17 protein-coding genes are annotated in these 24,356 nt (G+C 59.2%); 11 read left to right on the forward strand and 6 right to left on the reverse strand.

Annotated features, from left to right (window positions below; all coding sequences use genetic code 11):
• The first annotated feature begins 12 nt into the window (after window positions 1-12).
• Window positions 13-2,397, forward strand: a complete 2,385-nt coding sequence (locus tag ACA066_RS12730; RefSeq protein WP_497699496.1) for an efflux RND transporter permease subunit — start codon at window positions 13-15, stop codon at window positions 2,395-2,397.
• A gap of 58 nt (window positions 2,398-2,455) precedes the next feature.
• On the opposite strand, the gene ACA066_RS12735 is transcribed toward ACA066_RS12730, so the two are convergent.
• The 3 genes from ACA066_RS12735 to ACA066_RS12745 form a co-directional block, all read right to left on the reverse strand.
• Window positions 2,456-7,156: a dermonecrotic toxin domain-containing protein gene (locus ACA066_RS12735; protein WP_497699497.1), complete on the reverse strand. Its 4,701-nt coding sequence runs from the start codon at window positions 7,154-7,156 to the stop codon at window positions 2,456-2,458.
• A gap of 284 nt (window positions 7,157-7,440) precedes the next feature.
• Complete coding sequence (locus tag ACA066_RS12740) at window positions 7,441-8,160, reverse strand: FadR/GntR family transcriptional regulator (RefSeq protein ID WP_497699498.1); 720 nt, start codon at window positions 8,158-8,160, stop codon at window positions 7,441-7,443.
• Between the two features lie 124 nt (window positions 8,161-8,284).
• Window positions 8,285-10,021: an IlvD/Edd family dehydratase gene (locus ACA066_RS12745; RefSeq protein ID WP_017338445.1), complete on the reverse strand. Its 1,737-nt coding sequence runs from the start codon at window positions 10,019-10,021 to the stop codon at window positions 8,285-8,287.
• 194 nt (window positions 10,022-10,215) lie between these two features.
• On the opposite strand from ACA066_RS12745, the gene ACA066_RS12750 reads away from it, so the two are divergent.
• The 9 genes from ACA066_RS12750 to ACA066_RS12790 all read left to right on the forward strand — a co-directional run bounded on the left by ACA066_RS12750 (window position 10,216) and on the right by ACA066_RS12790 (window position 17,179).
• Window positions 10,216-11,538: an MFS transporter gene (locus ACA066_RS12750; RefSeq protein ID WP_497699499.1), complete on the forward strand. Its 1,323-nt coding sequence runs from the start codon at window positions 10,216-10,218 to the stop codon at window positions 11,536-11,538.
• Window positions 11,539-11,681: 143 nt separating this feature from the next.
• On the forward strand, window positions 11,682-12,674 hold the full coding sequence (araD1, locus tag ACA066_RS12755) for an AraD1 family protein (RefSeq protein WP_497699500.1): 993 nt from the start codon (window positions 11,682-11,684) through the stop codon (window positions 12,672-12,674).
• A gap of 10 nt (window positions 12,675-12,684) precedes the next feature.
• Window positions 12,685-14,265 carry an aldehyde dehydrogenase (NADP(+)) gene (locus ACA066_RS12760; protein WP_497699501.1) on the forward strand — a complete coding sequence of 527 codons (1,581 nt, stop codon included), beginning with the start codon at window positions 12,685-12,687 and terminating at the stop codon, window positions 14,263-14,265.
• 201 nt (window positions 14,266-14,466) lie between these two features.
• The gene (locus tag ACA066_RS12765) at window positions 14,467-14,763 is read left to right on the forward strand and encodes a DUF5629 family protein (protein WP_497699502.1); all 297 of its coding nucleotides are present in this window, start codon (window positions 14,467-14,469) and stop codon (window positions 14,761-14,763) included.
• Window positions 14,756-15,925: a lactonase family protein gene (locus ACA066_RS12770; protein ID WP_497699865.1), complete on the forward strand. Its 1,170-nt coding sequence runs from the start codon at window positions 14,756-14,758 to the stop codon at window positions 15,923-15,925. Before ACA066_RS12765 ends, ACA066_RS12770 begins: the two co-directional genes overlap by 8 nt.
• 155 nt (window positions 15,926-16,080) lie before the next feature.
• A complete protein-coding gene (locus ACA066_RS12775; RefSeq protein WP_497699503.1) occupies window positions 16,081-16,260 on the forward strand; it encodes a hypothetical protein in 180 nt (59 codons plus the stop codon).
• 211 nt (window positions 16,261-16,471) lie between these two features.
• The gene (locus ACA066_RS12780; RefSeq protein WP_263597208.1) at window positions 16,472-16,597 is read left to right on the forward strand and encodes a hypothetical protein; all 126 of its coding nucleotides are present in this window, start codon (window positions 16,472-16,474) and stop codon (window positions 16,595-16,597) included.
• A 115-nt stretch (window positions 16,598-16,712) separates the two neighbouring features.
• Window positions 16,713-16,925: a hypothetical protein gene (locus tag ACA066_RS12785; RefSeq protein WP_497699504.1), complete on the forward strand. Its 213-nt coding sequence runs from the start codon at window positions 16,713-16,715 to the stop codon at window positions 16,923-16,925.
• Complete coding sequence (locus ACA066_RS12790; RefSeq protein WP_497699505.1) at window positions 16,922-17,179, forward strand: hypothetical protein; 258 nt, start codon at window positions 16,922-16,924, stop codon at window positions 17,177-17,179. The genes ACA066_RS12785 and ACA066_RS12790 overlap by 4 nt, the downstream gene beginning before the upstream one ends.
• Before the next feature lie 104 nt (window positions 17,180-17,283).
• Here the strand turns inward: ACA066_RS12790 and ACA066_RS12795 are convergent, their stop codons facing one another.
• From ACA066_RS12795 to ACA066_RS12805, 3 genes are read right to left on the reverse strand one after another with little or no spacing between them, the layout of a single operon-like run.
• On the reverse strand, window positions 17,284-17,880 hold the full coding sequence (locus ACA066_RS12795) for a glutathione S-transferase (RefSeq protein WP_497699506.1): 597 nt from the start codon (window positions 17,878-17,880) through the stop codon (window positions 17,284-17,286).
• Window positions 17,877-21,518 (reverse strand): AAA family ATPase, encoded by a 3,642-nt coding sequence (locus tag ACA066_RS12800; RefSeq protein WP_497699507.1) that lies wholly within the window; start codon window positions 21,516-21,518, stop codon window positions 17,877-17,879. The genes ACA066_RS12795 and ACA066_RS12800 overlap by 4 nt, the downstream gene beginning before the upstream one ends.
• The gene (locus tag ACA066_RS12805) at window positions 21,515-22,759 is read right to left on the reverse strand and encodes an exonuclease SbcCD subunit D C-terminal domain-containing protein (protein WP_497699508.1); all 1,245 of its coding nucleotides are present in this window, start codon (window positions 22,757-22,759) and stop codon (window positions 21,515-21,517) included. Before ACA066_RS12805 ends, ACA066_RS12800 begins: the two co-directional genes overlap by 4 nt.
• Window positions 22,760-23,000: 241 nt before the next feature.
• Between ACA066_RS12805 and ACA066_RS12810 the strand changes: the two genes are divergently transcribed.
• On the forward strand, window positions 23,001-24,350 hold the full coding sequence (locus tag ACA066_RS12810) for a lytic polysaccharide monooxygenase (RefSeq protein ID WP_497699509.1): 1,350 nt from the start codon (window positions 23,001-23,003) through the stop codon (window positions 24,348-24,350).
• Window positions 24,351-24,356: the final 6 nt, after the last annotated feature.

Raw genomic sequence — 24,356 nt, forward strand, 5'->3', positions numbered from 1 at the left:
GAAGGCGGGTCTATGACATCCTTGAGCAGCCATCACCAAGACAAGGCGACGTTTCTTGAGCGCCTGATTTTCAACAACCGCCCGGCAGTGATCGTGATCTGCCTGCTGGTGAGCATTTTCCTGTTCTGGCAGGCGACGCTGATCCGGCCGTCCACCAGTTTCGAAAAAATGATCCCGCTCGATCATCCGTTCATTCAAAAGATGATGGAGCACCGCAACGATCTGGCGAACCTGGGCAACACTGTGCGCATCTCGGTGGAAGCGACCGATGGCGACATCTTCTCCAAGGAGTACATGGAGACCCTGCGCCAGATCAACGACGAGGTGTTCTACATCTCCGGCGTTGACCGTTCCGGCCTCAAGTCGCTGTGGAGTCCGAGCGTACGCTGGACCGAGGTGACGGAGGAGGGCTTCGCCGGCGGTGAAGTGATCCCGCAGAGCTACAACGGCTCCCAGCAAAGCCTCGATCTGCTGCGCAACAACGTGCTCAAGTCCGGGCAGGTCGGGCGTCTGGTGGCCAACGACTTCAAGTCGAGCATCGTCGATATCCCGCTGCTGGAGTCCTACCCGGACCCGCAGGACCAGGGCAAGTTGCTGGCCCTGGACTACCGCAAGTTCTCCCACGAGCTGGAAGACAAGATCCGCGACAAGTTTGAAAAACAGAACCCCAACGTGCAGATCCACATCGTCGGTTTTGCCAAGAAAGTCGGCGACCTGATCGATGGCCTGGTGATGGTGGTGATGTTCTTCGGCGTCGCCTTCGTCATCACGCTGATCCTGTTGTACTGGTTCACCAATTGCATGCGCAGCACCGTGGCGGTGTTGAGCACGACGCTGGTGGCGGTGGTCTGGCAGCTCGGCCTGATGCACTTCTTCGGCTTCGGGCTGGATCCGTATTCGATGCTGGTGCCGTTCCTGATCTTCGCCATCGGTATTTCCCACGGCGTACAGAAGATCAACGGCATCGCGTTGCAGTCCGGTGAGGCTGATAACGCGCTGACCGCCGCACGGCGCACCTTCCGCCAATTGTTCCTGCCCGGGATGATCGCGATCCTCGCCGACGCGGTGGGTTTCATCACGTTGCTGATCATCGATATCGGTGTGATCCGCGAACTGGCCATCGGCGCGTCCATCGGCGTGGCGGTGATCGTGTTCACCAACCTGATCCTGCTGCCAGTCGCCATTTCCTACGTCGGCATCAGCAAGCGCGCCGTCGAGCGCAGCAAAAAAGACGCACACCGTGAACACCCGTTCTGGCGCCTGCTGTCGAACTTTGCCAGCCCGAAAGTCGCACCGGTGTCGATCATCCTGGCCTTGCTGGCCTTCGGTGGCGGCCTCTGGTACAGCCAGAACCTGAAAATCGGCGACCTCGATCAAGGTGCTCCAGAGCTGCGTCCGGATTCGCGCTACAACAAGGACAACAACTTCATCATCAGCAACTACTCCACCAGTTCCGACGTGTTGGTGGTGATGGTCAAGACCAAGTCCGAAGGTTGCTCGCGCTACGAAGCCATGGCGCCGATCGACGAGCTGATGTGGAAGATGCAGAACACCGAGGGCGTGCAGTCGGCGATCTCGCTGGTGACTGTGTCCAAGCAGATGATCAAGGGCATGAACGAGGGCAACCTGAAATGGGAAACCCTGTCGCGCAACCCGGACGTGCTGAACAACTCCATTGCCCGGGCTGATGGTTTGTACAACAACAGTTGCTCCCTGGCACCGGTGCTGGTGTTCCTCAACGATCACAAGGCGGCTACCCTGGATCGCGCGGTCCATGCCGTGCAGGACTTCGCCAAGGAGAACAACAAGGAAGGCCTGGAATTCATCCTCGCCGCCGGTAACGCCGGGATCGAGGCGGCCACCAACGAGGTGATCAAGGAATCCGAGCTGACCATCCTGATCCTCGTCTACATCTGCGTTGCGACCATGTGCATGATCACCTTCCGCTCCTGGGCGGCGACCTTGTGCATTGTGCTGCCACTGGTGTTGACCTCGGTACTCGGCAACGCACTGATGGCGTTCATGGGGATCGGCGTAAAAGTCGCAACCCTGCCGGTGGTGGCGCTCGGGGTGGGGATCGGCGTGGACTACGGCATCTACATCTACAGCCGACTGGAAAGCTTCCTGCGTGCCGGTCTGCCGTTGCAGGAAGCCTATTACCAGACGCTGAAGTCCACTGGCAAAGCCGTTCTGTTTACCGGTCTGTGCCTGGCGATCGGCGTGTGCACCTGGATCTTCTCGGCCATCAAGTTCCAGGCCGACATGGGGCTGATGCTCACCTTCATGTTGCTCTGGAACATGTTTGGCGCACTGTGGCTGCTGCCCGCTCTGGCGCGATTCCTGATCAAGCCGGAGAAACTGGCGGGGCAGAAGGGCAACTCGTTGTTTGCTCACTGATCGACAGCTGAAACAAAAAAGCCGCAACCTGGGTTGCGGCTTTTTTATGGGTGATGACTTAACGCGGCTTAAACGGTTTCAACGGCAGAAGAACATTGTTCGCCAGCTCATCACTGATGGACCCGTGATGAATGTCGATTTTCTGTCTCGCATTTTTAGCCTTGGCCAGCAACGATGCATACGTTTCGAAGCGCTGCTCTACGGTTTTCAGATGTGCCTCGGTGTGGTTGGCTTTGGCATCATCGAACTTTTCATAATGAAAGTGCGCATACCACAAGGGTTTATCGTCACGGTTGAACAAGACATATTCCTGCATGAAGTCCCGACGTCCGGTTGTCAGTTGAACCCGATCGCTGATCATGCGCGGGTAAATTTCGTCAAGCGGTAACAGATATTCGATGCCCTCGCTCGTTGGAGGTTGAGTGAGCGTCATGCGGGTACGCAGTTCCGTTGCTTTGTCGTTGAGGACTCGGGCCTTGTCTCGTAGCCCGCTGACAAGCGAAGCATCCGTCTGCGAGTTCGACGGAGCATCTTCATGTCTTTCCAGTTTATCGGCATACCCTGAGAGCTTTTGCGCTTCGCGTTGCAATTGCTCCTCGATTTCCTTCGCAGAGCTCGCCCGTTGTGCATAGCCTTCGATCTTCTGCACCTGCCTGTCGACATCGGCCATCGCTTTTCGGGCATCGCCTTTGAGATGCGGGTAAGCGCGTGCGGACGGCTTGGGAGCCGGTAGCTTAGCCTCAACGATTTCGACCCAGACATTCGGCTCATGCTCGTGAAAAGAGGTCAGCGGCTTGTCTTCGAGCGGGCCGTTGATGTCGACAATGTCTCCGCCCTGATTGGCAATCCGCTGGCGAATATCGCCAATCAGTGTGCCCTTGGTGGTTTTGATGACCTTCTTGCGGTTGTTGGATGGAGCGGGGCGGCTGACCGGAGGCTGGTTGGTCCCCGATGTTTCCTCAGGTTGCGGCAGCCTTTCCAGTTCTTCGGCCAAACGTCGCTCGGCATCGGCGCGCAACTGGTCGATGATTTCGCGCAGTCGGTTGTAGTCGGGCATTTGTAACTTGTCGCTATTGAAGATGCCGATACTTTCGAGGCCGTCCAGCGCCTTGTTGTAGTGATCAACCAGGTTGTCCAGCACGGCGATTCGATCACTGCTTTCATAGATGTGTGAAGTCTGCAGCTCTGCGTGGGAGCGAGACAACAGCAGCAGTGGGGCGAGTGTGTGTTCCAGTGCGTCCGTGGTATCAGTCCCCAACTCCCTGATAGTGAGAACACGCAAAACTGCCAGTTGATAGGACTTGACCCGCAGCGCGCCCAGTTCATTTTCCGGTCTGTTTCCCGTCAGTCGCTTCCAGGCGTCTGCACCCAGCCGAGCGATCTGTTTAAGCTCCAGAAGTCGACTGTCCTTCTCGTCAAGGTTCGTGATCATGGTTTCGTTGATCTCGGAGGTTTTGCGCATGAAATCGAAATACCGATCCACTACGGCGCGTCCTTCCACGGTCAGCGTCTGAAATATGTGCCGGGCTCCACTGCTGAACTCGGCGTATTCCTGGTTGATGGCGTCACGGTCCAGATCCGCCAGGACAACCCGTTTGCGGCCATTGTTGATGAGATTTTCCAGTAAATTGCACAGTAACTGTTGGTTGGGAGGTGTGCCAGTCAGGTCACTTAACTCCTTGGTCTCGGCAAGCAGGGTCCTGTAGCCTTCCGATTGCTTGTCCAGTTCCTGCACAAAGCGATGCCTGAATGGCGCACGTTCCTGCTCGGTGCTTGCCGGTTGATTTTTCAACTGCATGAGGTTTTCGGCAATATCGACACGCTTTTGCACGCGTTCCTGTTGCTCGAAGAACGTCTGGAGTTCCAGCCCCAGCAGGGCGATACGCTGTTGCCTTCTTTCCCGCTCGGCGGCGATGCGCTTCTTGGGACCACCCCCGACCAGTTTCAGCCCCTGATCCAGCATCCACTGGCCATTTCCATTGGCCTTGAGCTTGACTCCCGGATGATCCGGGTGCTCAGGATGCACCACATAGACCTCGCCGAACCCAGGCTCGATGCTGACGCGAAACAACAGGCCGGCGAGGGTGGCGTGCCATTGGTCGTTGATTCGATACAGGCCTTTGAAGGCGCCCGTTGCGATGGGCTCGGGAAGGGACTTCGGCCACGGAACACGCGCGTAGAGCAACTTGTTGAGTAGCCGGGCCGAGGCCGAATCGCGAGCGGCCGACAGATCGAAGTCGAGCAGGGTTTCGCCGCTGCCCGGCGGCTCGGTCGGCAACCCTGGCGTTTCCTGGGTGATGGCTGTCTCGGCGGTTACCGGTGATTGAACTCGTGTGCGGCGCAATGGATCGAGGGCGACCGGAACTGCTTTGCCCTCCCTGTTAGCCAGCGGAGCATCAATGGCTGCGGAGTCACGGGCAACATGTAAAAGGATCAGGCCAATGTTTAACAGTATGTCGACCCAGGCCCCGTTGCGGGCGGTTGCATCATCACTGTCCAGCGCGGGCAAGTCGTTGATCAGGCTGTGGGTGATTTGCACCATCCAGCCCACCAGCATCGCCGGCCCGCGTAACACGGGCAGGACCAGGTTGTTAAACACCAGCCAACTGCCTTCCAGAATGATCGCCCAACGGCTCTCAGCGTCAGACACCGATTGTTTGTCGGCCAGGCCAACCAGTGCACGAGCATTACTGGCGAACAAGTCAGGCAGCAAGCGACCTTCTTCCACCGCGGCGAGCCAGTCACTGGCAGCTTTGTCGCCCACCAGAATCGCCGGTTTCGGTTTTTCAGGCCGACTGAATTCGTCGCCAGCATGAAAGTGAGTAATGTGCGGCTCGTTGAATCCATTGTTGGCGTAGATGGGCCGTGCACGATCGGAAATCCAGGTCAGCACACTGGTCTGCAGCGGACTGGACTGCGCAATGGCTTTCAGCAATTCGGTACGGCTGGGGTATTCGTGCAGGGCCGGCGTGTACAGCGGCCGATAAAGAATATGCGGGCCATCGGCATTCAAATCCTTGGGCTCGATGATGAACATGTTGCTGACGACATCCGCATCGGCGTCAACCTTCCTCTGAAACGCCAAAGGCCTGATGACAATCGCCTGCTCGTCGACAACGCGCTCGGCTGCGGTGAGGTTCATCAATGCATCGACATACCGGTAGCCCCGGTGGGTGAAGCCGTGTTCACCCTTGATTGCGTGTTCAAGGGCTTGAATCGGTAGACGAACCGCCAGTTCCTGCCCGAACAGTCGCTCACGTTCCCGTGCTTGCGGGCTGTCCCCGAGCAGCAGGGTGGCGACCTGTTCGGGGTAGTGTTTACCGACATTGACCCGACTCACCAGACCCAGCAGATACAGTTCGTCGGTCCAGTCCTGAATCAGTTGCTCCTTCGTGTGGCGAATGGTCATCCGGCCTTTGGGTTTGCCTGACAGGTTTTTGATGGCCAGCTCGGTCAGGGACATTTTCACGGGTTCGATGTAGCCACTGCCAAGGTCACCCACGGCGACATGAAAGGTCAACTCCAGCTCATCGGGGTTGTAGCCTGGCGCGAGGGGCTGATCTTCGAGCATCTGCTTGTGCAGCGCGTTTTTGGCGAATGTGTGCAGGTCGTCGATACCGTCCCGGAACGAACGCCCGTTGGTCTGTTGCGAAATGCTGGCCATTGTCAGAACGTGCTTGCGATAGGCCATGCGCTGCGCAGCCGAAGCTTCCTGCAGCCAGTCCGGCATCGCTGACTGTATAGGTTGAAGAGCCATGACCTTGAATGGGCTGCCGATGAACAGCGCGGCGACATCGGTAATCGAATCAAACTGTCGTTCCAGTCCTTCCACGGGTTGGCTGGCAGGCAACTTGAATGAGGCGAGGTCCTCCAGTTGCTGGCTCAACAACAGGGCGGCCTGGATGTCGAAGATATTGCCGTCAGGCTCAAAGCGCTTCCAGGTAACAGTGTCGATCTTGAAGTCCTGTTGAAACCGCGCACCCCAGGCTGAACCGAAAGCTTGCAGAGAAGGGAACGCTTCGATGCCCCCGGTTACGCTGCACAACAGATGGGTTTCACCGCAAATCACCAGAATGTCAGGCGTCTGGAGGCTGACCGAGACTTCGCCTTGGGTGAGCGTGGTCTGAAGGGTGCAGGCGTGAATAACGCCCTTTGACCAGGGCTTTTGACGACGCGCCTGCGGGTCGGGGTGGTTAGCCAGCTCGAGGAGGATTTCCGTCTCCGAGGCGTTGCTTGACCATTGGGTGGCGGACGTTTTCAGAACGCCGGCAAGCACATCCCCCAACCATTGCCATCGACTGGCGCCATCGTCCGATGCGTCGTTCCAGTAAGCCGTCAGAGACTCCTGAAAGGCGATGTAAAGGATGCCGGGTAGCTCTCGAATGACCCCGGCAATCACCTGCATGTCGGGCAAACGCGAAGTGGTTTTGTCGACGGTGAGTTGCGCGGGCGCCCTGTTCGTAAGGAAACAGCTGCGACCGAACTGTTCGCTTAAATCCGGGGGAGTGCCGCTGGCCAGATAGTCCAGCACCACGTCCAGCAGCGCCGTGAGACGCCATGCGCCATCAGGAATCGGTTGCGCGATCAGGGTTCGGTAAGGGTCGACATCCAGCTGCGGGTATTTTTCCTCCAGACCGCTCTTGAACAACTGCCAGGTTTGCGAGCGAAACGTCGGGCGGGAACGGAATTGGGCATTGATCGCGCGGGCGATGATGTCGGTATGGTCCGCCGTGGCGGGCGGCGATGCAGGTGTCGGCATGATGCAATCCTTTGCATGAAGTTGAATGCCGGACCATAAAACGAGGCCATATTGAATGTGCGGTAGCGGGCTACCGCACAGTCATCGATTCAAAAGGTTAAGGGACCCCTTCATGCCAGAAACAAAAAAGCCGCAACCGTGTTGCGGCTTTTCTATATCGCGAAATCGACACAACTCTTGTAGGCGCGAGACTTGCCTGCGAAAGCGGTGTATCGGTCGACATTCATCGTGAATGTGACGGCCTCTTCGCGGGCAAGCCTCGCTCCTACAGGGGATTGGTGGTGTCAGGTGGGATCTGCGCCGAGCACCACATTCAGTGCACTGCGCGCATCGTCCAACTGCACCAGCGTCGCATGTCGGGCACCCAGGGCATCGCGGTTTTCGATCGCCGTCAGAATCGCCTTGTGCCGTGGCAGTGCCAGTTCGTGCAGATTCGGTCGCTGGTTGGAATGCTTCAACGCTTCGGCAATCGCCACCGACAGCATGTTGCACAGGTTCGCCAGCAAATCGTTATGCGTTGCGTCGGCGATGCGGCTATGAAAGTCCAGGTCCGGTTGCAACAGGGCTTCCGGTGTCGGTGCGGCTTCCATGCGTTGGTACGCTTCACCGATGGAGGCGATGTCGGCGTCCGTGGCGAACTGCGCGGCCAACGCCGCGGCGGCCGGTTCGATGATGCTGCGCACGCTGGTCAGCAGATCGAAGAATTGATTCTGCGGGCTGCTCTGCATCAGCCAGTGCAAAACATCCGGATCAAGCATGTGCCATTCCTTGCGCTGCTTGACCACCGTGCCGACCCGAGGGCGTGAATACACCAGACCCTTGGCGACCAACACGCGAGTGGCTTCGCGCAGCACCGGCCGGCTGACCGCGTATTCCTCGCACAACAGGGCTTCGGCGGGCAGTTTGTCGTCTGGTTTGAAGCGTCCCGAAACGATCTGCATGCCCAGTTCCTGGACGATGCGCGAGTGCATGCTTTTGCGGTCGGAGGGTTTGCGGTAATCCATGGGGAACGGCGCGATCCTGTGCGATGGAGGTGCCGCGCATGATAGCAGGCGCAGCGCAATCTTGAGGCTGGCGTAAATCAAATGTGGGAGCGAGCAAGCTCGCTCCCACAGGGGATTTCTCGGGTTAGTGGGAGTGGCGCGGGACCTCGGAGCCGCGGCAACCGACCAGGAAGTCAAAGTCACACCCCTGATCCGCCTGCAGCACATGGTCGATGTACAGCTGGCGATATCCGCCCACGATCAGGTTTTGCGGCGGTTGCAGATCGGCCATGCGCGCCGCCAGTTCAGCGTCCGGAATGTCCAGGTGCAGACGCCCGTTGGCGCAATCGAGCTCGATCCAGTCGCCTTCCTTCACCGTCGCCAAAGGCCCGCCGGCCGCCGCTTCCGGTGCCACATGCAGAACGACCGTGCCATACGCCGTGCCGCTCATGCGCGCGTCGGAAATGCGCACCATGTCCGTCACGCCCTGCGCCAGCAGCTTGGCCGGCAAGCCCATATTGCCGACTTCGGCCATGCCCGGATAACCCTTCGGACCGCAGTTTTTCATCACCAGAATCGAGTTGGCATCCACGTCGAGTTCCGGATCGTTGATCCGCGCCTTGTACATGTCGAAATTCTCGAACACCACGGCGCGGCCGCGGTGCTGCATTAGTTCGGCGCTGGCGGCGGACGGTTTCAGCACGGCACCGAGTGGTGCCAGGTTACCGCGCAATACGCAGATACCGCCGTCGGCGCGGATCGGGTTGTCGAGGGTGCGGATCACTTCGTCCTGGCCGTAGATCGGCGCGTCCTTGGTGTTTTCGCCGAGGGTCTTGCCGTTGACAGTCAAGGCATTCGGATTGGGAATCAGGTTGGCCTCGCCGAGGCGACGCAGCACCGCAGGCAAGCCGCCGGCGTAGTAGAACTCTTCCATCAGGAAACGCCCGGACGGTTGCAGGTCGACAATGGTCGGCATGCCGCGACCGATGCGGGTCCAGTCGTCCAGGTCCAGTTCGACGCCGATACGGCCGGCGATGGCTTTCAAGTGGATCACCGCGTTGGTCGAACCGCCGATGGCGGCGTTTACACGAATGGCATTTTCGAAGGCTTCCTTGGTGAGGATTTTCGACAGTCGCAAGTCTTCGCGAACCATCTCCACCGCGCGCATGCCGGACATGTGCGCCAGTACATAACGGCGCGCATCCACCGCCGGAATCGCCGCGTTGTGGGGCAGGGACGTGCCGAGTGCTTCGGCCATGCAGGCCATGGTCGACGCGGTGCCCATGGTGTTGCAGGTACCGGCGGAACGGGACATGCCGCCCTCGGCCGCGAGGAAATCGTCGATGGTGATGGTGCCGGCTTTCACTTGCTCGCTGAGCTGCCAGACCACGGTGCCCGAGCCGATGTCCTGGCCCTTGTGCTTGCCGTTGAGCATCGGCCCGCCGGTGACAACGATGGCCGGCACGTCGCAACTGGCGGCGCCCATCAACAAGGCCGGGGTGGTTTTGTCGCAACCGGTCAGCAGCACTACGCCATCGATCGGGTTGCCGCGAATGGCTTCTTCCACATCCATGCTCGCCAGATTACGGGTGAGCATGGCGGTCGGGCGCAGGTTCGATTCGCCGTTGGAGAACACCGGGAATTCCACGGGGAAACCACCGGCCTCGATCACGCCGCGTTTGACGTGCTCGGCAATCTGACGGAAATGCGCGTTGCACGGGGTCAGTTCCGACCAGGTGTTGCAGATGCCGATGATCGGCTTGCCGTGGAACTGGTGGTCGGCGATGCCCTGATTCTTCATCCAGCTGCGGTACATGAAGCCGTTCTTGTCGGCCGTGCCAAACCATTGGGCGGAGCGCAGTGTGGGTTTCTTATCAGACATGATCGATTCTCTTATTGTATGACTATATTGTTCGAGCTTGAGCGTAACATAAGCGCAAATTCACCGGTTTGGAAGTGTTGTTGCTTAAATAGTATTACTATATAGTCCGCTTTAACGGAGGGATTGGCCCTGGCGGTTTTCCGCGAGAGGCGTCCCCCGAGGTTCTATAACAACAACAATCGGAGACCGATCTCATGAGCCAGGAACTGCGGCTAATTCGTCGCATCACGCTGAAACTGATTCCCTTCCTCATCCTGCTGTACCTGATCGCCTACGTGGATCGCTCCGCCGTAGGTTTTGCCAAGCTGCACATGGGCGCCGATATCGGGATCGGTGATGCGGCCTACGGCCTCGGTGCCGGGCTGTTTTTCATTGGTTACTTCCTGCTGGAAATCCCCAGCAACCTGATGCTCGAACGCTTCGGTGCGCGGCGCTGGTTTGCGCGGATCATGGTCACCTGGGGCGCCATCACCATCGGCATGGCTTTTGTGCAGGGGCCGCACAGCTTCTATGTGATGCGCTTCCTGCTCGGTGCCGCCGAAGCCGGGTTCTTCCCGGGCGTTCTGTACTACATCACTCAGTGGTTCCCGGTGCGCCATCGCGGCAAGATCCTCGGCTTGTTCATCCTTTCCCAACCGATCGCCATGCTGATCACCGGCCCGGTGTCCGGCGGCTTGCTGGGTATGGACGGCATTCTTGGTCTGCATGGCTGGCAGTGGCTGTTCATCGTCATCGGCACCCCGGCGATTCTGCTGACCTGGCCGGTGCTGCGTTGGCTGCCGGATGGTCCGCAACAGGTGAAATGGATGGATCAGCCCGAGAAGGACTGGCTGGCCGGCGAGCTGAAAAAGGACCTGGAGGCGTACGGCCAGACCCGCCACGGCAATCCGTTGCATGCGCTGAAGGACAAACGCGTGTTGCTGCTGGCGCTGTTCTATCTGCCGGTGACCCTGAGCATTTATGGCCTGGGCCTGTGGTTGCCGACCCTGATCAAACAGTTCGGTGGCACCGACCTGGTGACCGGGTTTGTGTCATCGGTGCCGTACATCTTCGGGATCATCGGGTTGCTGATCATTCCGCGCAGTTCCGACCGCTTGAATGATCGCTACGGCCACCTCGCGGTGCTGTATGTGCTGGGTGCCATCGGCCTGTTCCTCAGCGCCTGGCTGACGGTGCCGGTGCTGCAACTGGCGGCGCTGTGCCTGGTGGCGTTCGCGCTGTTTTCCTGCACGGCGGTGTTTTGGACCTTGCCGGGCCGGTTCTTTGCCGGCGCCAGTGCGGCGGCGGGGATTGCGTTGATCAACTCGGTGGGCAACCTCGGCGGCTACATCGGTCCGTTCGTGATTGGTGCGCTGAAGGAATACACCGGGAACCTGGCTTCGGGGTTGTATTTCCTTTCGGGGGTGATGGTGTTCGGGTTGGTGTTGACCGGCGTGGTTTATCGGTTGCTGGAGCGCAAGCATGTGCTGCCGGCCGATCAGTTTGCCGCGAGCGCGCGTGGCGCCACTAGAACCTGACACAAAACCCGTAGGAGCAAAGCGTGCTCGCGATAGCGGATGTTCAGGCGACATCGAAGCTGACTGTTCGGCCGCCATCGCGAGCAAGCTTTGCTCCTACAGGGCATGCGGTGTTTTCAAGTTTTGCTTAATGGAGAAAATTCATGCGTCTGGTTCAGTTTGAATTGATTAACGGCGAGCGCCGGGTTGGCGTGGTCGAGGACGGTCTGGTGCGCGAAGTCCAGGACACGCGCACCGTGCGTGACCTGGCACTGGTAGCGATCGAGGCGGGCGTCAACCTTGAGCAGCAGGTGAACACCCTGGGCCTGGGCATCAGCCATGACTACGCAGAACTGCTGGCCAAGTTGCGCATCCTGCCGCCGCTGGACCACCCGGACCCGGCGCACATGCTGGTCAGCGGCACCGGTCTGACCCACTTGGGCAGCGCCTCGGCGCGGGACAAGATGCATCAGCAGGCTGGCGATGAAACCGTGATGACCGACACCCTGCGCATTTTCAAATGGGGCGTGGAGGGCGGTAAACCTCCGACAGGGCAGGCCGGGGTGCAACCGGAATGGTTCTATAAAGGTGACGGCAGCATCGTCGTGCGTCCGGGTCAACCGTTCCCGCTGCCGCCGTTTGCCGAAGACGCCGGGGAAGAACCCGAACTCAGCGGCCTCTACGTCATCGGTCAGGACGGTAAACCGTATCGCCTCGGTTTCGCGGTGGGCAACGAGTTCTCCGATCACGTCATGGAACGCAAGAATTACCTGTACCTCGCCCACTCGAAATTGCGCAGTTGCAGTTATGGCCCGGAACTTCGGGTCGGTGAACTGCCGGAGCATCTGGCCGGCAGCAGCCGCATTCTGCGCGGCGGCGAAGTGCTGTGGCAGAACGAGTTTCTCAGCGGCGAGGCCAACATGTGCCACAGCCTGGAAAACCTCGAATACCACCATTTCAAATACAGCCAGTTCCTGCGTCCGGGGGACGTGCACATTCACTTCTTCGGCACCGCGACCCTGTCCTTCGCTGACGGCATCCGCACCCGACCGGGTGACGTGTTCGAGATCAGTCAGGCCGAGTTCGGCGCACCGTTGATCAACGGCATTGCAACCGTCGAAGCGGCCTTCGAGCCCGGCACCGTCGGCGCCCTTTAAGGAGACTCTTATGACCCAGATTCTTGGGCACAACTATATCGGCGGCCAGCGCAGTGCGGCCGGCACCGTCAAACTCCAGAGCATCGACGCCAGCACCGGCGAAGCGTTGCCTCACGATTTCCTCCAGGCAACGCCGGAAGAAGTGGATGCCGCCGCCAAGGCTGCCGCTGCCGCATACCGGGCCTATCGCAGCCTCAGTGCCGAACGTCGTGCGCAATTTCTCGATGCCATTGCCGATGAACTGGACGCGTTGGGCGATGACTTTGTTGCGCTGGTCTGCCGCGAAACCGCATTGCCGGCCGCACGCATTCAAGGCGAACGCGGTCGCACCAGCGGTCAGATGCGCCTGTTCGCCAAGGTCCTGCGTCGCGGCGATTTCTACGGTGCGCGGATCGATCAGGCGTTGCCGGATCGCAAGCCGTTGCCGCGTCCCGATTTGCGTCAGTACCGCATCGGCCTCGGACCGGTCGCGGTGTTTGGTGCAAGCAACTTTCCATTGGCGTTTTCCACAGCGGGCGGCGACACCGCTTCAGCCTTGGCCGCCGCTTGCCCGGTGGTGTTCAAGGCCCACAGTGGTCACATGGCGACAGCCGAACAGGTTGCCGATGCGATCATTCGCGCCGCCGAAAAAACCGGCATGCCGGCCGGTGTGTTCAACATGATTTACGGCGGCGGGGTCGGTGAAGCGCTGGTCAAGCATCCGGCGATTCAGGCAGTCGGTTTTACCGGTTCGCTCAAGGGCGGTCGAGCGTTGTGCGACATGGCCGCGGCCCGTGCGCAGCCGATCCCGGTGTTCGCCGAGATGTCGAGCATCAACCCGGTGATCGTCTTGCCGCAGGCGCTGGAAGCTCGGGCTGAAACCGTCGCCCGTGACCTGACGGCTTCGGTGGTCCAAGGCTGTGGCCAGTTTTGCACCAACCCCGGCCTGGTGATCGGCATTCGCTCGCCGCAGTTCAGTGCATTCGTGCAGCAGGTGGCGGGGTTGATCAACGATCAGCCGGCGCAAACCATGCTCAATGCCGGCACCTTGAGCAGCTATGGAAAAGGTTTGCAAAAACTCCTCGCGCATCCAGGCGTGACGCACCTGGCGGGTCATCCGCAGCAAGGGAATCAGGCCCGGCCGCAGTTGTTCAAGGCGGATGTCAGCCTGTTGATCGAGGGCGATGAAGTCCTGCAGGAAGAAGTGTTCGGCCCGACCACGGTGTTTGTCGAAGTGGCGGATCAGGCGCAACTCAGCGCCGCGTTGCATGGGCTGCACGGGCAACTGACGGCGACCATCATTGGCGAGCCGGACGACTTCACACAGTTCGGCGAGCTGACAGCGTTGCTGGAACAGAAGGTCGGGCGGATCCTGCTCAACGGCTATCCGACTGGCGTGGAAGTCTGCGACTCGATGGTCCATGGCGGCCCGTACCCGGCGACGTCCGATGCGCGTGGCACGTCGGTGGGCACGCTGGCGATTGACCGGTTCCTGCGGCCGGTGTGCTTCCAGAACTACCCCGATGGGTTGCTGCCGGATGCGTTGAAGAATGGCAACCCGCTGCGCATTCAGCGGTTGGTGAATGGGTATCCTTCGCGCGAGGCCATCTAACGGCTAAACGACAATCCCTGTGGGAGCGAGCCTGCTCGCGATGGCGGTATAACAGTCAAAGATGATGTCGACTGACACTCCGCTATCGCGAGCAGGCTCGCTCCCACAGTTGTTAGGGGTGTACACGCATTTTGTGACCGGCACTAGATCGCTCTCTCATTGAGCTATCATTGCGTCTTTCCCCTTCAAAGATTGACTGCCATGACTGCCGAAACCGACACCCTGCTCAGCACCCTCGAACACTGCGACATGGTGGAAATCGACGGGTTGCATGCCTTTGAGTTCTCTCTCGATGAAGACGACAACCTGCACATCGAATGCATCGACGGTCGTGTGTCCAAACACTGGGAGTTCACCCCGGCCGAGGTCGAGGCCGCGACCTTCGATCCAACCCTGCAAAGTTGGCTGATCACCGGTGATTCCGGCGAACACCGGTTGGTGTGCATGACCGCGTTTCGCGGTGATGACGACGAGGATGCTGTGAATGAGGATGCGTAATTTCTGGCCACTGTTGATAGCTGGCAGCGTCGGCGCCATGGGCGTTCAGGCGGCGCCGGTCGATCATTATCAGTTGCTGGTGGGGTCGTACACCGCCGGCCAGAGCCAGGGCATTTACCGCCTGAATTTCGACAGCGCCACCGGGCAGATCGACGCCAAACCCCTGCAAGTGGTGAAGAGTGAAAACCCGTCCTGGCTGACCCTGTCCCAGGATCAGCGTCACCTGTTCGTGGTCAACGAAAACGGCCCGGGACAGAAAGACCCGGTCGGGCGCGTCAGCAGTTATGTGATCGATCCGAAGACCCATGAATTGAGCCTGATCAGTCAGGTGCAGAGCCTGGGCAACGAGCCGACCCATTCGAGCCTCAGCGACGATGCCAGCCATTTGTTCGTTAGCAATTACTCAGTGGCTGAAGATCCGGGCGGCACGTTGGCGGTGTTGCCGGTGGGCGCCGATGGCAAGCTCAAAACCGTCGTGCAGATGAGCAGTCATCCGTCCAGCCGGGTCAATCCCGAGCGGCAGATGTCGGCGCATGTGCATTCGACGGTGTCCTCGCCGGATGGCAAGTTTGTGTTCTCCAATGACCTTGGCGCGGACAAGATCTTTGTCTACCGCTTCGATCCCAAGGCCAATCCGGATCTGCCATTGATTGCTGCGACACCGGCTTCGGTCCAGTTGCCGCCCGGCAGCGGACCCCGGCATTTGCTGTTCAGCGCCGATGGCAAGCACGCCTGGCTGACCATGGAAATGAGTGCGCAGGTCGCCGTGTTCGATTACCAGAACGGCACGCTTGAGCAAACGCAAATGGTCGATCTCGCGTCCGGGCAACCGACGTCGGACAAGGCTGCCGCGGCGTTGCATGCATCGAAGGATGGCAAGTTTCTTTATGTCAGCAATCGCGGAACGGCCAATCAGCTGTTGGTATTTGCCATCGATCCAGCCACCGGCCACCTCAAGGAGCTGCAACGTCGTTCGGTGGAAGGTGATCACCCGCGGGAGTTCAGCCTCGACCCGAGTGGCCAGTTCGTGCTGATCGCCAATCAGAAGAGCAACCAGATTGTCGTCGTCGAACGCGATGCCAAGAGCGGTCTGCTGGGTAAAACCGTGCAGAAACTGCCGATGGATGCCCCGAGCGACCTCAAGTTCCTGGTGCGTCAATAGGCCGCAGGCCCCGGTTGATGGGGCCTGCCTCCTTCTATTAATGACGCTGATATCTGCTAATGCTACAAAAGATTTCAAGGCGCCAGCCTCGACGGTTAAGTTTGCTTCACGGCCCCACCGGGCAAGCAAGCCAACTGACTTCGAGGAATACCGCCATGAACTTCAATCTCTTCTCTGTAATCGCCGCTTCCGCTATTTCCGCCACCGTTGCTCTGCCAGCCAGTGCCAACGTTGAAATCAGCGACAAAAAATTCCACACCCAGAGCTACACCCAGAAATACCTGCAACAAAGCGCCAACTTCTACGCCGCGCTGGATCACAAAACCCAAGCCTGAAAGCCGAGCCCTGCACCCTTTATGCAGGAGCGAAGTCACTTGCGCCGATCACGCTGAAAAGCTTCGAGAACGCCTGAGTGATGTCGCTCCTGCATAACGCGTTTACGACAGCATCATATTGCTATTGATGCATTGCTTGATATCACATGGCCATGAGTTTAAATTTGACGCTGACTTATTGACTCCTTCTCTCATAAAAAGGATCGACAGCATGGCGATGCGTCTGGCCGTGATACTTCTGTTTCTCTATTCGACCCCCATTTTATCGGCAGCTACGCCCGTCCCAGGCGAGCCCGACGCTGCGCGCGAGCGCATGATGAGTTTTATTGAAGGCTGAAATAGACTGGCTTAATGATCAACGAAGCTGATGCTTACTATGGATAACCTTGAGTGGTTGTCACGGCTTTTTTGATCGATTCTGTGGGCACTGAAACATGCCCACGGAGAACACCATGGCCAGCTCAATCCTCACTTTTGCCAAATACGGCGCCTACCTGGCCATCGGTCTTTACGTGGCGCTGGTGTCGGTTGTCAGCATTACCGCGCAATCGCAACACGAATTCGAAGCACCGATTCCGGTCGCTTATCCCGCCATCCAGTTCGAGCACCGCGCACAAAACGCCGTGGTCGATCACGCAGACGTGGCGGGAGTGGCAGGGGCATGAAAGGGGTCAGACTCTGGGTCATCGCCTTCCTGGCGTTCGTGACCAATGGATCTTCACTGTTGGGAATCGGGCAAGCCTCGGCAGGTTCAGTAGCGCGGTCGATTGAAGCCAATCACAACCTTGCTCGCAGCATCGAAACCGACAAGGCCATGGGCTTGCTGGCCGGTAATCCGCCGATGAAACGCCAAGGCGATTTCTTCGGGCCGTTCCAGGTTGATTGCTCGGTGCTGCAGATGTGTGAGGTGTTTGCGTAAATATTGAAAATGCCCGTTGCCCTTGTAGGAGCAAGGCTTGCCCGCGAAGCTTTTAGCGGTCTCAAGGGCCCCTTCGCGAGCAAGCTATGCTCCTACAGGGCCGGTTATTTCTTCATTATTGATGTGAACAGGTCTGACTCCAGAAACCGCTGCAACCAAGCCTGCAACCGCACGTAAGGCATCTGCCCGAACCACTCGCGATCAACATGGGCGAATTGCCGAATAAACGGCATCAGCGCCACATCCGCCAGGCTAGGATGGTCCGCCAACAAATAATCGCGCCCCTCCAGCAATCCATCCAGCTTGCGCAAGAACACCTCGCCCTCAGCGCGATAAAACTCCATCGGCTGTTCGGGATAACGCTCGGCGTACTTGTAGCGATTCAAATGCACCTTGAACGCCTGATCATTCTCTTCAATCAGCGCAGCAATTTGCACTTGCCCGTCGGGATCATCCTTGAGCAACCAATCCTGCGGATCGTTCTGCGCCAGCGTCCAGCGCATGATCGACAGGCTTTCATCGATCACCTCACCGTCGACACTCAGCACCGGCACCGTGCCTTTGCTCGACAGCGCAAGCATCTCGGCAGGCTTGGCCTTCAGGCTGACTTCGACGATATTCACCGCAACCCCCGAGTAACGCAGGGCCATGCGCGCCCGCATGGCGTACGGGCAGCGGCGGAAGGAGTACAGCGTATTCATTTCACCTCCAGCGTACTCAGGCCGTTGCCCTGGCGGTGGACCTGAATCTGCACCGGTATCCGTTCGTGCATTTCCTGTACGTGGGAAATCACCGCGACCTTGCGGCCCTGGGCCTGCAAGCCGTCGAGGGCATCCATGGCCAGTTGCAGGGATTCCGGATCGAGGCTGCCGAAGCCTTCGTCGATGAACAGCGATTCGATCTTCAACGTGCTCGACGCCATCGACGCCAGGCCTAACGCCAGTGCCAGGGAGACGAGGAAGGTTTCGCCGCCGGACAACGAATGCACCGAACGCAGTTCGTCGCCCATTTCGGTGTCCATCACCAGCAACCCGAGCATGCTGCCGCCGCGCTTCAAGCGATAACGCCGCACCAGTTGGCGCAACTGCACGTTGGCGTGATGCACCAGCAGGTCGAGGTTGTAGGCCTGGGCGATCTTGCGGAAGGTGTCGCCGCTGGCGGAACCAATCAACGCATTCAAACGCGCCCAACGCTGGTACTCGGTGTAGGCGTCGGCGATCTGTTGGGCCAACGCCTGATTGGCGTTCTGCCGGCGCTGATCCTCAGCCTGTTCGGCGCGCAGTTCGGCGCAGCGGTGCTCGCTGGCGGCAAACTGGCTTTGCAGTTCGGTCAGGGCGGTAGCCAGTTGCTCGGCATCGAGGTTGCCATTGTGCTGCGCCTGATGACTGGCCAGGCGTTTATCGCGCTCCTGCAGCAACACCTTGGCTTGTTCGATGGCTTTTTCGTTGTGCTGCAACCGTTGGCGCAATTCGCTGACCTGCTGGTCGTCGACGCTCAGCAACTGCTCCAGGCCGCCGTCATCCAGTTCCGGATGCAAGGCGCGCCAGTCGGCGATCTTCGTGTTCAGTTCGCGGTCTTCGGTTTCCAGGGCGATCAGGCGGTCTTGCTGCGCTTTCAGTTCGGCGGCCAGTTGCACCAGCCGCGTGCGTACCGATTGCAGCTCCTGATTCGCAGCCGTTTCGGCATTGCGCGCCTGTTCGACAGCCTGATCCAGTTGCTGCTGCCACTGTTCGGCGCTGCTGTGTGAGCCGAGCAATTGCGTCAGTTGTTGCTGGCAAGCCTGTTGCTGTTCGGCGAGGGCGGTGAATTGTTGCTGAGCCGCTTCCAGCTGCTGGACACGGGTCAGTTGACGATCCTGTTCCTTCTCCAGCGTCTGCTGGCGTTGTTGCTGTTCGCTGAGTTCATCCCGTTGCTGGTCGAGTTGTTCCAGGCGCTGGGCGATCTGCCGGTCGAGTTGCATGAAGGTCGCGGCAGGCTCGTTGCGCAAGGCGTCCAGTGTTTCGGCCGGGAGCAGGGTGCTGAACGCGGTCAGCTCTTCGTCCAGACGCTGGCGATCATTGCTCAACTCGCGTTGCTGGCTGGCCAGATGCTGGGTCGCCTGCAGGCTCGCGGTCTCGGCGTTACGCAGTTGCTGTTGCAAGCGCGCCGCGTCCTGTTGCAGGGTGAGCAGGGCGGTTTGCCGCTGTTCGTCCTGCGTGATGCTTTGGTTCAGCTGGCTGTTTTGCTGGTTCAACCAGGCATCGCGTTTTGCGGTGTCCTGAGTGAAAAGCTGCGCCGATAACGGGTGCGCATCGAGGCTCGGTGTCAGGCTTTGCTGCTGAGCGACCAGTTGTTCCTGCTGTTGCAGCAATTCCTTCTGTTGCGCGATCACACCGCCGACTTCGGTCCGCAGGTCGGTGAGTTTTTCCTTGAGCAAATCCACCGCTTTCTGTGCGTTGGCCTGTTCGCTTTCATCATGGCGGCCGAGGCTTTGCAGCAGCGCTTCGGGCTGATGATAAGGGTGGTCAGGGCTGCCGCAGACCGGGCACGGCTGATCATCCTGCAACTGCTCACGCAGTTCTTCGACGCTGGCGCTGCGGGCCAGGCGCTGACGTTCCAGCAGTTCGCGGGTCACCGTCAGGGTCTGTTCGGCGACGGTCAATTCATTTTTGGTTTTCACCCCGTCCTGGGTCAGACGGTCGCGTTCCTGCTGGACAACGGTTTGACGTTGCTGCAGATCGGTAATGCGTTTGTCCAGTTCTTGCTGGCTGGCCCACAGACGCGTCAATTCCTCAAAGCTGCGCAGTTGCTTGCGATTGTCTTGCAACAGATTGCCCAGCAACTGGATCTGTTCGGCCACCGCTTCCGGCTCGGCGCCGGCCTCTTTGTAGAGCACTTCCAGGTTCTGTTTTTGCGCGGCCCATTCTTCGGCGGCACGGCTGGCGTTCTGCTCCAGAGACGCCAGTTCCGCCTGACCCTTGTTCAGGCGATTGCCGATCAGCATCAACTGCTGCAGACGGTCGCGGTAGGCGTTCCAGGCATCGCTGAGCGGCGCAAGATGGGTGCTTTGCTCAAGCTCGGCGGCAATCCGTTGCAGACGCTCGGCCACCCGATTCTGCTGATCGAGCAAACCTTGAATCGTCTGTTGACCTTCGGTACAAGCCAGTTCCGCCTGCTGCTTGAGGTCGGCACTGAGGCCAGTGTCCTTGATCAGGCGGGCGAGGGTGCTTTGCGCCTCAAAGGCACGACGCAGCAGGGGCGTGCTTGAAGTGTGTTGCCTTTGCGCCTCGACCAGCGCGGTTTGCGCCGCGCTTAGGCTGTGTTCGAGTTGCGTCTGACGCGTTTGCAGTTCCTGTTCTTGCCGGGCGTGCTGCTGAATCTGCGCGGCCAGCGGCGTGAGCCGGGCGCTGAGTTCGGTCTGACGGGCGAACTGGTGCCGTTGTGGCGCCAGTTGCTCCAGGCGAGTCAGCTTCAAGCGTTCGCCGGCCAGGCTTTGCCAATCCTGCTGGGCGCTGGTCAGTTGTTCGGTGGCGCTGAGCTGTTCGTCCTGCAACTGGCGCAGCTCTTTCAGCCACGTGTGTTGCAGCTCTAATTGCTTGAGTTGCGCTTGCTGGGACTTAAGTAGCTGCTGCGCCTCATTGAAGCGTTCATCCAGTTCTGCACGGACTTCGGGCGACAACGGTGTGACGCCGGTAGCCTGGTCCTGCAACAGCTTGTGGGTTTCGCGGGCTTCTTTGGTCTTATCGAACGCGCGACGACCCAGGCGCGTGTAGAGCGCGGTGTCGGTGAGTTTTTCCAGCAGTTCGCTGCGTTCGTTGTCGTTGGCCTTGAGGAACGCGCTGAACTCACTCTGGGCCAGCAACACGGCGCGGGTGAACTGCTCGAAGTTGAGGCCCAGGACGGCTTCGAGCTGGATCTTGAATTCGACTTTCTGACTGGCCAGCAGTTGATCCAGATCGATGTCGCGCAAGCTCTGACGGCTGTGTTGCAGCTTGCCGCCAGCCTTCTCCCGGGCGCGATTGGCCTCCCAGCGAGCGCGGTAGCGGCGGCCATCGATGCCGACGAAATCCACTTCGGCATAGCCTTCACCGGTGCCGCGACGCAGCAGCGTGCGAGGGTCGCCGGTGCTGATCTCGCCATCGGCGTCCGGCGCTTTGGCCGACACTTGAGCGTTGCTCAGTCGTGGTACGGCGCCGAACAGCGCCAGGCACAAGGCATCGAGCAAGGTGCTTTTGCCGGCGCCGGTCGGCCCGGTGATTGCGAACAAACCGGCGCTGGCCAACGGTTCGGCGGTGAAGTCGATTTCAAATGGCCCGGCCAGGGAGGCGAGGTTTTTCAGGCGGATCGCGAGAATTTTCATGGCTGCTCGCTCTCCATCTGCGCGTCCTGCAACAGCTCGGCAAAGTCCTTCAGGGTTTGCTCGTCGACCTCGCTGCCGTAGTTGTCCTGCCAGGCGCGGCTGAACAGTTCCTGAGGGGTGAGTTGGTCCAGTTCGATCAAGGGAGTTCCGTCATCGACGCCATCGCGGCTGCCGTTGCCGGCGTATTCAGCGGCGATGCGCACCAGGCGCACGGCTTTGCCTTGCAGGGCGGTTTCGACCTGGTGGCGCAAGTCGGGTTGCGGTTCGTCGAGGCGAACCCGGACTTCCAGCCACGGCTGCCGCTGAATATCCGCCAGTAGATCGATGTTCGGCAGGTCGGCGAGTTGCAGGAGGATTTCGGCCAAGGGCGCGGGGCCGATGCGTTGCAGGTTCACGGCGCGGGGAATCAGTTTCGGCTCCACGCTGACCAGGGTTTCGCCGTCGAGCTGGATGTCGAGAATCTGATGCTGATAGCCGATTTCCGAGAACGACAATGGAATCGGCGAGCCGCTGTAGCGAATGCGCTCTTCACCGTTGACCTTCTGTGGCTTGTGCAAATGACCGAGGGCGACGTAGCTGATGCTCGGGCCGAACAGGCTGGCAGGCAGCGCTTCAGCGTTGCCGATGATCAGGCTGCGCTCGGAGTCTTCCGACACCGAGCCGCCCGCCATGTGCGCATGACTGATGGCAATCAGCGCCTGGCCCTTCTTGCGCTTGGCGTTGGCGGCTTCGATCAGCCACTCGTGAACCTGGCCGATCCCGCGCAAGTAGTTGTCGCCCAAGTGCGCGCCGGTCACTTCGGCAGGGCGCAGGAAGGGCAGCGCCAGGCACCAGGCCACGGTTTTGCCCTTGGCGTCCGGCAGTGGCAGCAGCAGACGCTCGGCATCGAGCTGCCCGTCATCCAGCCAAAGCACACGACCTAATGCGTGGGTGCGCAAACGGCGCATCAGCGGTGCGGGCAGTTCGATGCGCGAACCGGAATCGTGGTTGCCGGCGATCATCACGATGGTCAATTTCGGTTGTTGTTCGTGAGCGCTGACGATGAAGTCGTAGAGACGTTCCTGGGCTTTGACCGGCGGATTGACCGTGTCGAAGATGTCGCCGGCGATCAGCAGCACATCGGGCTGGTCCAGCTTCAGCTGGCGCAACAGCCACTCGAGGAAACAACCGTGCTCGAAATCACGGTCCTGGCCGTGCAGGTTCTGCCCAAGGTGCCAGTCGGAGGTGTGAAACAGACGCAAGGCGAGCTCCGTAGGAAATAGGTAATGGCCGCGAGGAAATGGAGGCGGCGAAAGGGGAGAGAGTTTACTGGCAAATGCTTTGGGTTGCTGAAGGGGTTCTTGCAGATCGCGGAGTTGAATAACCGACCAACGACGTGCTGACCTGTTACTTCTGACAGTATTCGTGGCGCATGGCTGGGCGTTTAATGGTTGCGGAGGGTATGGAGCCCTGGTAGCGATCAAACAAACGTGGAGAAGCACCATGTCACAGCGTAATTCGAACACGATTAGTCAAAGCAGCGCACCGCGTCACGGTCATGTTTTCTTTCCCGCTTCACGGGCCTATTTTGCCTGGCAGGAAGGGAAACTGGATGAAGGCGCGCTGAACCAGCGGGAGTCCGGCAAGCATTTCCCGCAGACCGTTGGCGGCTTGAAGGATCCTTTGGCTCCGGACGATGTGCTCAGCGCCACGCCACCTCTGGATGGAAAAATTGCCAGCGCGGGCCAGCTGACTGGTGCGTTTCTTGATGAACCCGGTGACCACTGGCAAAAGCACGAAGTGCGTAGTGGTGAATCATTGCGTGTGTCATGGAACTTTACGGCAAACCACCCCGCCAGGCGCTGGGACTATTTCATAACCGAAGAAGGTTGGGACTCCAGCAAGCCCCTGGCGCGCAGCCAGTTCGGCGCAAAGCCGTTTTATACGGTGGAAAACAATTGGCAGCCGTTCTGGAAATATCCAGATGAATTGATGCCACCTTCCCCCACCGAACATGAAGTCCAGCTGCCCACGCGTGAGGGCTACCACGTGTTACTGGCTATTTATGTCGTGGCCGATACGGGAATGGCTTTCTATCAAGTAATTGATCTGGATTTCAAGAAGCCCGACGGAGTTGAACGTCCCGATACACCTACCGGCCTGAAAGCCAGCGACATAACGAACAAACAGGTGAAGTTGACCTGGAATCTTGCGACGGGTGTTTACCCCATCGACTTTTACCGTATTACGCGTAACGGGACGAGCACGGTTGATATCAAGGAGCCGTTTTCAGAGTGGACTGATCGTAGCGTTGCTGCCGAAACCCTATATGAGTACTTCATCTGTGCAGTCGATGTTCGCGGCAATTTTTCTATGCCGAGTCGGGCCATTCAAGTACGTACGTTGGCAGAAGATGGGGCTCCCACCGCTCCGTTGAACCTGCACAGCATGGGCCAGACATCGACCAGCATCAGCTTGATGTGGGGCGCTTCAACCGGTAGCGCACCGATTGTGAACTACCTGATTTACCGTGACGGTCAAGAAGTCAAATCCGTGAGCGGAAGTCAGACCTCGATTGACGATACTGGTCTGACGCCGGATACCACCTACCAGTATTCTGTGAAAGCGCTCGATCTGAACGGAAAGCTGTCACCCCCCAGTAATGTCCTGTCCGTCAAGACACTAAGTGGTAGTGGCCAGGATCCGGCTTGGGAGCTGAATGCCAAGTATGAAAAAGGTGAGCGGGTCAGTTATTCCGGGAGCATCTGGAGTTGCATTCAGGCGCATATTTCCTACGTGGCGGAGTGGGCGCCGGGGGAGGGTGACAATGTGCTTTGGAAAAAAATAACCTGACCTCTG

The sequence above is a fragment of the Pseudomonas sp. LBUM1651 genome (assembly GCF_059716135.1).